We start from the raw sequence: 13,106 nt of genomic DNA, 5'->3' as shown, positions 1-13,106 counted from the left end.
ACAGTCTTAGTGTAACATATCTTATTAAATTTGACAATAATAATAGTCAAAAAAACTATAATAATGGTCAAAAAACCAAGGACTGCTAATTGTCCTTGGTTGGAGTTATTAAAGGTAAGCTGATTTCCACTTTAGCACCGCCATGTTTATCATTTGACAGTTCAAGGCTGCCGCCATGCAGGCGAACAACATTATCAGCAATAGTCAGGCCTAAACCTTGATGATTTGCCTGCGACCTGCTCTTATCATCTTTGAAGAACTGCTGCCTTCCTTTCTTTAAGGCTTCTTTAGAAAACCCTGCTCCGCTGTCCAGACAGGAAATCAGTACTGCTTGGCCCTGCAAACGATAGCTCAGCTGCAAACGGCCTCCCCGCGGACTGTGTTCCACCGCATTGGAGACAATGTTCATCAAAGCGCGTTTCAATAATTCCTTATCCCAATAAGCAATAAGCTGTGCACCAGCCAAAGCATTGAGAAACTGCACTTTGATGGCTTTTGCTGCTGCAAGGGCTTGAGTATCCTGAGAAAATTCTTCTAAAAAGGCTGCAAGGTTTATGTTTTCAGGATGGAAATCCTGCAACCGTCTGTTTTTAGCCAGATAGGACAATTGCTGAAGATAGGCCTCTACCTGTCCAATATTCTTCAAACTGTACTGAACAAATTCCTGCTGCTTATCAGACAAGTCTGTGCTCTTTAACAACTCGGTATTGCCGCGAATGACAGTTAAGGGTGTCTTGATGTCGTGTGTTAAGGCAGCTATTTGATCTTGCTGTTCCTGTTCCAATTGCCAGCTGTGCATCAGGGAATCTCTCAAGGCTGTCCGCATGGTGTCCAAACTCTGTAAAACTTGATTAAATTCCTTAACATTAGATGATTGTATGATAAAGTCCAAATCTTGCTTGGCAATTTTCTCTGTAGTGGCAATAATCGGAGACAGCTGCCGCTGAAGTCTGCGGGCAAAGAGAATTGTCACTAAACTAAACACAAGCAAGGTTCCCAGTCCCGTCAGAATAAGGAATAACAAGCTCACACTAGGCAGGTATCTATTCATCCAAGGAATGGAATAATGAGCTTTTAGCTGATAGTTGACAATAGCAATCTCATTTTTAGGCTTCAAAATCATAAAGTAGCCGTAATCGCTAGGGCTGACAGATTTCTTTGAATAGCTGGCCAGGGCTTGCTGCTGCAGCTTCTTCGTCATCGTGCTTTCTTTGATTTTGCCGTCTTTAGTCAGCAAAAGATAGGTTGTATCTTTAGGCAAACGATTGGCTTTAAACCTACCAGTTTGCTTAATTTCCTTGTCTAAGCGCTGAAGCTTCTGCTCTGTTTGATTGGCAGGAATGACAAGGTTAGTATTAAGGCTGACAACAAAAGCAAGCCAAAATAAGCACAAGGAAGCAATAAAAGCCAGACTGACTGTTGCAAAATACAGGGTAAAAATCATTTTTAAAGAACGACTTGATTTTTTCATTTCCATTTATAGCCTATCCCCCAGACCGTTTCAATGGGTTTTAGCCCTTCATTTCTAAACTTAGAACGAATATTTTTAATATGCTCAGCAATAGCTGCCGGTGTTCCTCTTTCTTCATAACCATACAAATAATCATAGAGCTGCTCTTTTGAAAAGACTTGGCCGCGATGTTTAGCCAAGTGTTCGCAGATCTCATATTCTGACTTAGTCAAGTCCAAGACTTGGTCACTAACCCTCACCTGCTTGCTGGATAAATCAAAATAAACATCTCCCAAAAGCAAGGTTGCATGTCGCTCACGCTTTTCACGGCGCAAGTGAGCATTGACACGCGCAAGCAGCTCCTCTACACCAAAGGGTTTAACCAGATAATCATCCGCTCCGTAAGCTAGCCCTGTAACAATATCAGCTTCCTGCGCCTTAGCCGTCAGAAAAAGAATGGGACAGTCCACCAAGGGACGAATCTCTCGGCAGAAGCTCAGCCCATTCACATCCGGCATCATAATATCCAGTAAAATCAAATCATAGCGTGCTAATTTCGAACGGTCAACCTGTTTAGCACTCGTGAAAGTGTCTGCTAAATAATTCTGCAGCTGCAAGGTATTTTTTATCAGAGCCAAAATATCTGCATCATCATCAATTGCCAAAATGCGTGTCATACTAGGAAACCTCCTTCACTAGGATAACATATTTCATTCAAGATTACTTCGCCCTTGCCATCTGTCAAACCAAAAAAGACTGAAAAATAAACCAAGCAAAGTCGTTGGGAAGGCCACTTCCAGCCATAGGAGAAGCTGCTGAGCAAAGACAGGATTTTTATCTGGATATTGCAACATGTTAAACCAGGTGTCCATCAACCGTGCTGGCCAAGCACAAGGAACAAATTGCCAAATGCCATCACCTAAGCCTGTTAGAAGCAAGGCTGAAACTAGGACTTCAAAAATCCCTAAGCCAATTGTTGCACCACTGCCAAATAAAAACGCAATTAATAGATGAAGCAAATATAAGATAGCTGTTGACGCCAATAAAAACAGTCCCACATAAGCATAAAAGACAAGATAAGGGACATCTGCATCGGAGCGATACAAGATTCCAAAGATAGCTAAAGCTAAACAGATAGCAACAATTTCCATCACGATAAGACTGACAAACTTTACAAAATAAAGGATTTTTCGTTGACTACTTGCTAAGACAGTTTGAAAATGGCCAGCTTCCGCCTCTAATTCAACGGCTTTGCTGCAAATAACAGCAATGACTAACGGAAAAGCAATTCCCAGCATCTGTAAATAACCACTCGTAATACTTGCCCAAGAATAAGCAGGTGTCACCAGACCAAAGACAGCCGTTAAAACAGCGATACCAGTTGGTAAAAGTACATGTATCCAAGGCAAAAAGGTATGATTATATTTCAAAAACTCTGCCCAAATCAATTTAACCATTACTTAACCTCCTGTTTTTCAAACCAAAGAGCCGTTAGCCAGGTCAGCCCTGCAAAGAGGACAAGCGCCAGAGTTAAGCTGAGCATAACAGACCAGTTGCTAGTTGCTAATAGCGGTGCCGCAGCTTCTGAACCAGCTTTCAGTCCATTAGGATATATTTTCATAATGGGGATCATCAATCGTATCCCCCAAGCATACGGGCACAACAACCAATAAATGGTCGTCGAACAAATAACTCCCAAAATAACATTAGCTGTGAGATTGATCAACAAGGTGACAATTAAACCCAATTTCTTTGTCAACCATAAACAAAATGGGAGCTGCCAAAGCACACTGAGCAATAAGGCCATAGAAGCAAGAAGCATTTGGCTAATAGGATAAGTTTCTCCAGCGTTAGGAAAAACAAAATATTTCAACAAGACTAAAACAAAACAATGCAAGAAACTGCTCAGGGCCAAGTAATAAGCCAAAGTCATAATCTTACACGTCCAAAACTTTCTTAAGGAAATTGACAAGGGAAAGACTGCCCGATAATGTAACTTTTTTTCTTCATAAGTATTTACTAAAGCAGCAAATAAGGTCAGGAGCCCCGGTAAAATCATGACATACCACCAATTATAAGCATTCGTAATCAAATATTTAGGCACAATAAAACCGTGTATCACTACCAATAGCGGTCCAAAAATCAGTAATTTTTTTGCCATCGTCCGCTTCAGTTTTAACCTTTCTGCCTGAAACATTCCCAGCATTTCACTCACCTCCCCGATACTTCATGACAACATCAGTAAAGAGCTTTTCCAAATTTTCACCGTGATGAATCTTATCTTGATAGCCAAGCACACCATTGGCAATAATCCCGATATGATCTGCTGTCATCTGAATTTCAGATAAGATATGACTGGAAATAATAACTGTAATCCCTTGTTCAGGAAAGGAACGAATAAGCTCACGCAGTTCCTGAATACCAATAGGATCAAGTCCATTGGTAGGCTCGTCTAAAATCAAGAGCTTAGGATGGTTAAGCAGAGCAATCGCGATTCCCAAGCGCTGTTTCATCCCCATGGAAAACTGACCAGCTCTCTTTTTACCTGTATTGGTTAAGTCCACTATTTTTAAAACTTCATCAATGCGGCTGTCGGGTAAACCCAGCATCAGGGTTCTTACTTTTAGATTTTCACGCGCTGTCAAGTTTTCATAAAGCGGCGGCGATTCAATCAAAGCACCGATATTTTCTAAATCCTTGCGGCTCCAATCATGTCCGTCAATCAAAATCTGGCCAGATGTCTTTCTCAGCATTCCTGTGACCATCTTTAAAGTTGTTGATTTGCCGGAACCATTGGGACCTAATAAGCCATAAATAGATTGACGCTCAACTTTCAAATTTAGCTGATTAACTGCTGTTTGCCGACCAAATTGTTTGGTTAAACCTTTTGTCTCTAGCATATAATCCATTATTATACTGTCCTCCTTTTCTGTTTCCTAGTATAAAAAACAAATTTAAGGATTTTATAAGGAAAAGAAAAAATCGATAAACTAATAAAAATAGAACAATAGAAAAACCCAAGTCCAAATGGACTTAGGTCTTTTTATTCCTAGAAATGTTAACCCGCAAAGCTGTTCCAAATAACAGCGATAAGGAGGGCCGGCAGGAGATTGGCGACTTTGACCTTTGTATCGAAGGCCAGATTAGTGCCGACACAAAAGATAATCGCATTGCCCACAAGGGCTATACCATCAACGGCCTGACTTGTCAGAAAATTTCCCGCTAAAGCTGCTAAAAGCGTGACACCGCCCTGAAAAACAGCTACCGGAATGGCTGAAAAGATGGCGCCTCGGCCTAAGGAAGCTGACAAAATAGCAATGATAATCAAATCCAGCACACCCTTAGCCAGCAAAATAGAAGCATCGCCGTAAATACCATCTTGAATAGAGCCAACAACAGCCATCGCTCCGACACAGACGGTGCAGGTTGCTGTGACAAAGCCGTCAACAAACTGACTGTCTCCTTGACTGCCTGTTTTGCGTTTGAGAAAATCACCGAACTGCTCGATGCGCGCTTCAATCTGGCAGAGCTCACCGAGAACAGCACCAAGAGCCATACTGATAATCAGCAGAAAACTATGACCGCTTTGAAGATGATTGTTATCAACCGCCATCATTTTCCCCAAAACACCGGCAATGGCTAAAAAGATGACCGCTACACCCGTTGCCTGCATCAGGGTTTTCTGCAGCTGGGGTTTGAGATGGTTTTTAAATCCCAGCCCCAAACCGCCGCCAACTATAATCAAAGCAACATTCATTAAAGTGCCCAATGCTAATTCTCCTTATCAGAGATGATCAGCGACAGCGGCCAAAAGCTCTTGAATAGCTCCGGCGTCTGATCCGCCAGCCATAGCCATGTCAGGTTTTCCGCCGCCGCGGCCGGAAACAATTGGTGCAAGTTCCTTAATCAAATTGCCGGCGTGAACAGCCTTGTTCTTGCTGGCAACAAGAACGTTAACCTTTTCACCGATACTTGCTGCTAAAACAAGAACGTCTGAATAGTCTTTTTGCTTCCACTTATCAGCAAAGGTGCGCAGGGCTCCGACATCAGAGACCTCAACTTGGCTGGCAATGTAGCGAAGACCGCTAGCTTCCTTGACATCTTTGAAAATATCGCCGGCTGCAGCGGCTGCTGCTTTTTCTTTGAGCTCTGTATTTTCTTTTTGCAGCTGATGGAGCTGTTCTTGCAGGGCAGTAACCTTGCTTGTGACCTGATTCATTTGCGGCACTTTAAGTGTTGCAGCAATTTCTTTCAGGGCATCTTCTTCCTCACGGTAAGCCTCAAAAGCTTCTTTGCTGGTTACGGCAAGGATACGGCGGGTTCCTGAACCGATACCTTCTTCTTTGACAATCTTGAAAAGGCCGATCTCAGAAGTATTTTTCAAGTGGGTACCGCCGCAAAGCTCAACAGAATAGTCACCGATAGAAACGACACGGACTTCTTTGCCGTATTTTTCACCAAAGAGAGCCATGGCTCCCATTTTCTTGGCTGTATCAATATCTGTCTCAATAGTCGTAACCGGAATAGCCTTCCAAATCTGTTCGTTGACCTCTGCTTCAATACGACGCAGCTCTTCAGCCGTCACAGCTTCAAAATGAGTAAAGTCAAAGCGCAGGAAACCTTCTTCATTGAGAGAACCTGCCTGAGTGGCATGATTGCCGATGACATTGTGCAGAGCTGCGTGGAGCAAGTGAGTGGCCGTGTGATTTTTCATGACCCGATTGCGGCGGTCATGGTCAATTTCTAAATGATAGACTTGTCCTGCTGACAGGCTGGCTAAGACATCAACTGTATGCAGAGCCTGACCGTTAGGTGCTTTTTGCACGTCTGTCACGCGGGCAACCGTGTCGCCCTGATCATTCTTGATAAGCCCATGGTCAGCTACCTGACCGCCCATTTCAGCGTAGAATGGCGTCTGAGCAAAGACAAGAAGTGCTTGACCTTCTGACACAGCTTCGGTACGTTCATTGTTGGCAATGATAACTGAAAGGGTACTGTCTAAAGCCTCTTTTTCATAATTAAAGACTGACTTCTCAGTGATGCTTGAGAGGGTTTCGTTTTGCATACCCATGGAGCCGCCTTTGACAACGCTGGCGCGAGCCCGCTCCTGCTGCTCTTTCATAGCAGCTCTAAAGCCGTCGTGGTCAATCTTAAAGCCTTGATCCTCAGCCAATTCCTCGGTCAATTCTACCGGAAAACCATAAGTATCATAGAGCTTGAAGATATCTTGACCGGCAAGCGTATCTTTGCCAGCTTTTTTGAGTGCAGCCAACAGCTGATCCAGATGGCCTGATCCGGCATCAATGGTACGAGCGAAGGTTTCTTCTTCACGCTTGACAATTTTTTGAATGAAATCCTGTTTTTCCAAGATTTCAGGATAATAAGACTCCATAATTTGACCGACAGTCGGCACCAGTTTATAGAGGAAAGGCTCATTAATGCCCAGACGGCGGCCGTGCATGACAGCCCGGCGCAGCAAGCGGCGCAGGACATAGCCGCGGCCTTCATTGCCCGGCAGTGCTCCATCACCAATAGCAAAAGCCAGCGAGCGAATATGGTCGGCAATGACTTTAAAGCTCATGTTGTCACCATCCGGATCATACGTTTTGCCGGACAGCTTCTCAATCTCACGGATAATCGGCAGGAAAAGGTCCGTTTCAAAGTTTGTTTTAGCCCCTTGCATAACGGCAACTAAGCGCTCCAAACCAGCGCCCGTATCAATGTTTTTGTGCGGCAGTTCCTTGTACTCGGAACGCGGAACAGCAGGGTCTGCATTAAACTGGGACAGCACAATATTCCAAATTTCGATATAGCGGTCATTTTCAATATCTTCAGCCAGCAGACGAACACCCATATGATCCGGGTCAAAGTCTTCACCACGATCAAAGAAAATCTCGGTATCCGGTCCTGAAGGTCCGGCACCGATTTCCCAGAAATTATCTTCAATCGGAATCAAGTGGCTGGGATCCACGCCGCATTCAATCCAGCGGTTGTAAGAGTCCTTATCATCCGGATAGTAGGTCATGTAGAGCTTGTCTTTAGGAAAATCAAACCACTCGGGGCTGGTCAAAAGCTCAAAGCCCCATTTGATGGCATCATCGCGGAAATAATCGCCTACTGAAAAATTGCCCAGCATTTCAAACATGGTGTGGTGGCGGGCAGTCTTGCCGACATTTTCAATATCATTGGTCCGAATGGCCTTTTGAGCATTGGTAATACGGGGGTTCTCAGGAATTACCGATCCATCAAAATATTTCTTCAGCGTTGCTACACCTGAATTGATCCAAAGCAGCGTTGGGTCGTTGACAGGGACCAGATTAGCCGATGGCTCGATGGCATGATCTTTAGATTTCCAAAAGTCCAGCCACATTTGACGTACTTGAGCACTTGTTAATTGTTTCATTTTATATAAATTCCTCTCTTATTTCGAATTATTTTCAAGTTCCTTGACATAGTCAATCGCAATAACAAGCGAGATAACTAAGTCTGAATAGGCCTCATCATAAACCTGAATATTGTAGGTTGAAGCCAGTTTAAACCACTCCTGCGAAATTCGGGCGATGACCTGACCCTCATGCAGCAATTCAAAATCCATGTCCCAAAAACTGCCCTGAACCGTGATACCTAAATGATCAATGCTGTAACGGGGTTTAAAAAGGGTCAGTTCTTTCCTGATGGTAAAACTCTCACCATTGGCCATACTGACATCAAAGGCAGCAGGGAAGGCAAAAACCCGTTTTTCAATTTTACTGACGAGATTGCCCATCATATCCTTAACCGTAAAGGTCTTGGGAATCTTAAAGAGACTTCCTTCTACTTGGTAGCAGTCTATCCCCAACTCATCACTGATGGTGAATTTGCCGGCCATAGACCACATTTTTTCTTTAATTTTAAATTCTTTTGCCATGGATTTGTCCTTAAATAAAGACAAGTCCATCAAACGAAGGGCGACAAAACCGCGGTACCACCTTCATTCAATGAACTTGTCATTCTTATTTTCCTATTCAATTTAACAATCAAGCAGCAAGATCTTTCGCTCTGCATAGCTCGCATCAACCGCTATTTTTCTGAGGCAGAGGGATGAAAAATCAATTCTTGATAGGTCAATTATACTGTCTTTTGCAGCATTCGTCAATCCTTACGGACTTATTCTGACGCTGTCGTTTCAGCATCTGTCGTTTGGTCAGCCGCTGCTGTTGTTGCGTCATCGCTTGAAGCAGCTGTTGTCGTTGTCGAAGCAGATGAGTCACTTGCTGTTGCATATTGTGAAAGAATATCGCTGAAAGCTTTGTCTTTAACTTTCACATTAGCCTTTTTAAAGGCTTTGCCGATAACAGCATTGCGGAAATTAGTATCTGTCAGTTTTTGATTGATGATAATTTCTTTCAGGCGCTTTTTGTAAGCTTTCCAATCAGCGTTTTTATTCTCTTTCTTAGTCACCTTGACAATGTAATAGACAGGCTTATAAGTAGAAGAATCTGTTGTTGTGATAACGTCAGATACACCATCTTTATCAAGTGCTAAGGCAGCTGTCATAACTTGGCTGGGCAGATCTGTTGAGCCTGAATCAAAGGTATACTCCGTCTTATCGCCCTTCGTATTATCTTTGGCAATTTTAGCAAAGTCTGCACCGTCTGCTTTGGCATCTTCCAAAACAGATTTGGCCTTGCTTTCATCATCCAGCTGGATAACCTGAGCCGTTACTTCCGGTTTGTAATCCTGATAGGCAGCCTTGTAGCTGGCGTCTGTCAGCTCCTTTTTAGCCTCTTCTTTCACTGCATATTCTAATAATTTTTCAGAACGAATTTGCTTTTTGTAAGTTTCCTTAGTGTAGCCGCGAGAAGCCAGAATACTTGAGAAGGAATCACCGTAATATTTTACTGCTTCGTTGTAAGCCTTGGTTACTTCTTTGTCAGATACCTTGTCTCCGTATTGTTTTTCAAAGACTTTTGAAACGATAAGAGACAGCACAGCTTGTTTAGAAGCGGTTGATTCTTTAACTTCATTATAAAAGTCTGAGACAGTGATGGTGTCACCTTTCATCGTAATGATTTTGCTGTTTTGTGATGTCTTGGAACAAGCCGCCAATGTGACAACAGAAAGCAAGGTAACAAGTCCTGTAACAATCGTACGTTTTTTCATTCTTGATAAACTCCTTTTTGTCATTAACCCTTTTATTATATCATAATTTCTTAAAGATGACTTAATCAGGCAGTCTGGCTCCCTCGCTGTTCTTGCGAATCATGAGCAGGCCGTCGCCAAGCGGCAAGAGACTGGCTGTCAAACTAGGATGTGTCAAAGTTGCATCAAATAACTTCTGCAGGCCGCGATAGATGGCTCTCTGACTGCGATGAATTTCTGCGATGGGCTTGGTTACATCGCCTCCCTGAAAAACATCATCCAAAACAACAAGACCGCCAACAGCCAGACGCTCTAAAACAGCCGGCAAAAAAACAATATACTTTGATTTGGCCGAATCCATAAAGACAAAATCATAGGTCTCATCAAGGTTCGCTAAAATATCCGACGCTTCCCCCTCAACAAGACGAATCTGCTTACGGCTGTCGTATTTCGCAAAATTAGCCTTGGCCAGAGCAATCATTTCAGGATTGCGGTCAATCGTTGTAATCTCGGATTCAGGAGCATTTTCAGCCATTAACAGTGCTGAAAAACCGATAGCGGTGCCAATTTCCAAAATTTTTGAAGGCTGCAGGACCTGCATCAATAAACGAAAATAGGCCGCTGTTTCCTGCGGAATAATCGGTATGTTTTCCCTGCGGGCAAAATCTTCCAATTCCGCTAAGGCACCATGGTTTTGCTGCTGACGTTCTCGCATAAATGCAAGAACCGCTTCAGAAACGATGGGCCGGCGCATATTGCGGTTGGCATTTTTACTGTAAGTTTTAATCATAGTTTTTATTATAACAAAAAATGAGGGGCAGAGCAGTGAAAATCATTTCATAAAATCGTCTGCCAGACCTTTTTACATGCGCTCAAAAACAATGTAACTGTGTCAGAGCCCAAAGATTTTCAATTTTGTGATTGATAGGCGAACTTGGCTGAACCAAATTGATGGATTGAATGCCTGCATTTTCAGCGACTTCAGCATCCAGACGCCTGTCACCAATATAATAAGTGTGCTCCTTGTTTAAAGCGTATTTTTCCAGCAGATAAAAAATCCCTTGCGGGTGCGGCTTACGCTTAAAACCTGACACACTTGTCAGCACCTCGGTAAAGTAGTCTTCAATGCCTAATTCTGCCAGCACCGCCTTGGTTGAGGCTCCCTTGTGGGTATACATAAATTGCTCAATGCCCTTTTCTTTTCCCCACTGCAGGGTTTCTTTGGCAAAGGGCAGCAGCTTAATTTTGTCATCACGTTTTTGCTGTTCTTCTGTGAAAAAGGCCTTGAGCTCAGAAGACTTAAGCTTCTGCTGCTTAGCCACCTCATCTAAAAGCTGTCCCACAGATTCCTGCAAAATATAACGTCGAATAAAATCAGCCTCAAAAGGCAGATGATACTGCTTATAAGTCTCATCCAAAGCTTCCATAATCGCATCGTAAGAATCAATCAAGGTTCCGTCCAAATCCCAGATAAAAGTTGTCTGCGGCATCGTTCCTCCCAGTTTCTCATCCAATAAATATTATCCTTAAACGGACCTTTTCATTATAACAAACACCGTCAAAAATCGCTAGAAACAGTACAAGAAAACCGTTTCCAGCGATTCTTTATGTGATTACATTTGCCGGTATTTCAAAGCCTTTCTGGCTCTTCCAAACAAGATTATGCTGTTTTGCTTACTTATACACGCCTCTTTCAACCAATTTTTCCAGCTCGGTCAGACGCTTCTCAAAAACCTGAAAGGCCGCATCCAGATAGTCACCCTTGGTCATATCAACACCTGCTTTGGCAATGACCTTAAGCGGATAGTCTGAATTCCCCGCCTTGAGATAACTGAGATACTTATCCTTATCTTCCTGACTGCCGTGCACAATCTTATGCGCAAGATAGCTGGCAGCAGCAAAGCCAGTCGCATACTGATAAACGTAGAAATTATAGTAAAAATGCGGAATTCTGGCCCATTCATACTGAATTTCCGGATTGTCTTTTTTAGCCAAGCCGTAATATTTTTCATTTAAATCAGCGTAAAGGCTGCTCAGATAATCGCTGGTCAGCACCTGTCCTGCTTGAGCTGCCTGATGGATCAGCTGTTCAAACTCAGCAAATTGACTTTGCCGAAAGACAGTTCCCTTGAAACCATCCAGATAATGATTGAGAATGGCAAAACGCTCTTTATCATCTGTCACTTCTTGTAAAAGCGTTTCTGTCAAAATATTTTCATTGGTGGTTGAGGCAATCTCAGCCAGGAAAATAGAATAATCTCCATAAACATAGGGCTGGTTTCCACGAGTAAAGACCGAGTGCAGCGAATGCCCTGTTTCATGAACAAGTGTAAACAGATTGTCCAGCGTGTCCTGCCAGTTGAGCAGGATAAAAGCATTGGTGTCATAAGACCCGCCCGAATAAGCGCCTGAGCGTTTGCCCTTATTAACCTGAACATCAATCCAGCGTTCTGTAAAGACACGGTGCACGCGCTCTGCATAATCTTTGCCAAAAATGGCCAATACTTCTTGAGCCTTTTTCAAGGCTTCATCATAAGTAAAACTCATATCTGTCTTTGATAAAGGCGTGTAAATATCATACATCTTAAGGTCATCAAATCCCAAAATCTTCTGGCGGAGTTTAACATAGCGCCTAAGCAGGGGAAGATGCTTATTAACAGCTTGCAGCAAGGTGTCATAGACACTCTCTGGGATAAAATTACCAGCCAGTGCAGCCTCACGCGCACTTGTATATTTTCGTGTTTCAGCCTGAAAATTGTGAACCTTAACATTGGTTTCTAAAGTCTTAGCATAGGTGTGCTGAAACTGCTCATAAACGCTGTAATAAGCTTGGTAAGCAGCCTTTCTGACCGTGCGGTCTTTAGATTCCATCAAGGTGATAAAATTGCCGTGTGTCAGCTCAACTTCCTGATTCTGCTCGTCTAAAACTGTCGGAAAGGCAATATCCGCATTATCCAGAATTTCAAAGGTTTCACCGGCCGATCCGAAAATTTCACCGGCAGCAGCCAGCAGTTCTTCCTCTTTATGAGACAGGACATGTTCCTTTTGCTGAAATAGTTTTTCAAAGAAATGGCTGTAAGCTGCCAGCTGAGGACATTCCGCTAAAAAGCTCTGATATTCTTCTTTGGACAGCTGCATAAATTCAGGCTCGTAAAAGGCAAAGGTCTGGTTAAATTTAGCCGCCAGAGTCACTGCTTTGGCCTGAAATTCTTGATATTTGGCGACTGTCGTGTCTTGGTCATTTTTCATGGAAGCATAAACATAGACTTTTTCCAAGCGGCGGCTTAAAGCCAAGTACTGCTCAGTAATTTCTAAGAGCTTTTGACCTGAATCCAAAAGATGGCCGGCGCCCGTTTTCGCCTTTTTTAAATCTGCGCCAAGCGCCTTTTCTTCCTTTTCCCAATCCCTGTCCTTTGCAAAAATGGTGGTCAAATCCCACTGATATTTTTCTTCAATATGCTTACGGTTATCAGACATAAGGTAAACACCAAGAACACTTAAAAACGGCCGGAAGACAGGACATGCTCAGGATTTT

At 43.1% G+C, this 13,106-nt stretch carries 12 protein-coding genes; all 12 read right to left on the bottom strand.

Translation table 11 applies throughout. From position 1 onward, the window contains the following. Positions 1–85 precede the first annotated feature (85 nt). Entirely contained in the window at positions 86–1,477 is a 1,392-nt protein-coding gene (locus BMI76_RS02860) for a HAMP domain-containing sensor histidine kinase (RefSeq protein ID WP_075346099.1), read from the bottom strand. Next, positions 1,468–2,127 carry a response regulator transcription factor gene (locus tag BMI76_RS02855; protein ID WP_075346098.1) on the bottom strand — a complete coding sequence of 220 codons (660 nt, stop codon included), beginning with the start codon at positions 2,125–2,127 and terminating at the stop codon, positions 1,468–1,470. The genes BMI76_RS02860 and BMI76_RS02855 overlap by 10 nt, the downstream gene beginning before the upstream one ends. A 33-nt stretch (positions 2,128–2,160) precedes the next feature. Continuing rightward, on the bottom strand, positions 2,161–2,907 hold the full coding sequence (locus BMI76_RS02850) for a lantibiotic immunity ABC transporter MutG family permease subunit (protein WP_075346097.1): 747 nt from the start codon (positions 2,905–2,907) through the stop codon (positions 2,161–2,163). Beyond that, the gene (locus tag BMI76_RS02845) at positions 2,907–3,656 is read right to left on the bottom strand and encodes a lantibiotic immunity ABC transporter MutE/EpiE family permease subunit (protein WP_075346096.1); all 750 of its coding nucleotides are present in this window, start codon (positions 3,654–3,656) and stop codon (positions 2,907–2,909) included. Before BMI76_RS02845 ends, BMI76_RS02850 begins: the two co-directional genes overlap by 1 nt. A 1-nt stretch (position 3,657) precedes the next feature. Beyond that, entirely contained in the window at positions 3,658–4,359 is a 702-nt protein-coding gene (locus BMI76_RS02840; protein ID WP_075346095.1) for a lantibiotic protection ABC transporter ATP-binding protein, read from the bottom strand. Between the two features lie 149 nt (positions 4,360–4,508). After that, positions 4,509–5,207, bottom strand: coding sequence for a DUF554 domain-containing protein (locus tag BMI76_RS02835; RefSeq protein ID WP_075346094.1), 699 nt, complete (start codon positions 5,205–5,207; stop codon positions 4,509–4,511). A gap of 27 nt (positions 5,208–5,234) precedes the next feature. Then, positions 5,235–7,853, bottom strand: a complete 2,619-nt coding sequence (gene alaS, locus BMI76_RS02830; protein ID WP_075346093.1) for an alanine--tRNA ligase — start codon at positions 7,851–7,853, stop codon at positions 5,235–5,237. Positions 7,854–7,871: 18 nt separating this feature from the next. Then, positions 7,872–8,357, bottom strand: a complete 486-nt coding sequence (locus BMI76_RS02825) for an LURP-one-related/scramblase family protein (RefSeq protein ID WP_075346252.1) — start codon at positions 8,355–8,357, stop codon at positions 7,872–7,874. Positions 8,358–8,596: 239 nt separating this feature from the next. Beyond that, positions 8,597–9,592 carry a peptidylprolyl isomerase PrsA gene (gene prsA / locus BMI76_RS02820; RefSeq protein WP_075346092.1) on the bottom strand — a complete coding sequence of 332 codons (996 nt, stop codon included), beginning with the start codon at positions 9,590–9,592 and terminating at the stop codon, positions 8,597–8,599. Positions 9,593–9,653: 61 nt separating this feature from the next. Next, a complete protein-coding gene (locus BMI76_RS02815) occupies positions 9,654–10,361 on the bottom strand; it encodes an O-methyltransferase (protein ID WP_075346091.1) in 708 nt (235 codons plus the stop codon). 82 nt (positions 10,362–10,443) lie between these two features. After that, positions 10,444–11,061, bottom strand: coding sequence for an HAD-IA family hydrolase (locus BMI76_RS02810; RefSeq protein ID WP_075346090.1), 618 nt, complete (start codon positions 11,059–11,061; stop codon positions 10,444–10,446). Positions 11,062–11,245: 184 nt separating this feature from the next. Then, positions 11,246–13,048 carry an oligoendopeptidase F gene (pepF, locus tag BMI76_RS02805; protein WP_075346089.1) on the bottom strand — a complete coding sequence of 601 codons (1,803 nt, stop codon included), beginning with the start codon at positions 13,046–13,048 and terminating at the stop codon, positions 11,246–11,248. Positions 13,049–13,106: the final 58 nt, after the last annotated feature.

Source organism: Streptococcus sp. 'caviae' (genome assembly GCF_001937065.1).
Taxonomy (GTDB): Bacteria; Bacillota; Bacilli; order Lactobacillales; family Streptococcaceae; genus Streptococcus.
This window is presented reverse-complemented; position numbering and strand designations above follow the sequence as displayed.

What these genes read in the sequence shown, in the direction of transcription:
- BMI76_RS02825 (WP_075346252.1), bottom strand. Translation starts at nt 8,357, where the DNA reads ATGGCAAAAGAATTTAAAATTAAAGAAAAAATGTGGTCTATGGCCGGC.
- BMI76_RS02850 (WP_075346097.1), bottom strand. Translation starts at nt 2,907, where the DNA reads ATGGTTAAATTGATTTGGGCAGAGTTTTTGAAATATAATCATACCTTT.
- BMI76_RS02835 (WP_075346094.1), bottom strand. Translation starts at nt 5,207, where the DNA reads ATGAATGTTGCTTTGATTATAGTTGGCGGCGGTTTGGGGCTGGGATTT.
- BMI76_RS02845 (WP_075346096.1), bottom strand. Translation starts at nt 3,656, where the DNA reads ATGCTGGGAATGTTTCAGGCAGAAAGGTTAAAACTGAAGCGGACGATG.
- pepF (WP_075346089.1), bottom strand. Translation starts at nt 13,048, where the DNA reads ATGTCTGATAACCGTAAGCATATTGAAGAAAAATATCAGTGGGATTTG.
- BMI76_RS02860 (WP_075346099.1), bottom strand. Translation starts at nt 1,477, where the DNA reads ATGGAAATGAAAAAATCAAGTCGTTCTTTAAAAATGATTTTTACCCTG.
- BMI76_RS02840 (WP_075346095.1), bottom strand. Translation starts at nt 4,359, where the DNA reads ATGGATTATATGCTAGAGACAAAAGGTTTAACCAAACAATTTGGTCGG.
- prsA (WP_075346092.1), bottom strand. Translation starts at nt 9,592, where the DNA reads ATGAAAAAACGTACGATTGTTACAGGACTTGTTACCTTGCTTTCTGTT.
- alaS (WP_075346093.1), bottom strand. Translation starts at nt 7,853, where the DNA reads ATGAAACAATTAACAAGTGCTCAAGTACGTCAAATGTGGCTGGACTTT.
- BMI76_RS02815 (WP_075346091.1), bottom strand. Translation starts at nt 10,361, where the DNA reads ATGATTAAAACTTACAGTAAAAATGCCAACCGCAATATGCGCCGGCCC.
- BMI76_RS02810 (WP_075346090.1), bottom strand. Translation starts at nt 11,061, where the DNA reads ATGCCGCAGACAACTTTTATCTGGGATTTGGACGGAACCTTGATTGAT.
- BMI76_RS02855 (WP_075346098.1), bottom strand. Translation starts at nt 2,127, where the DNA reads ATGACACGCATTTTGGCAATTGATGATGATGCAGATATTTTGGCTCTG.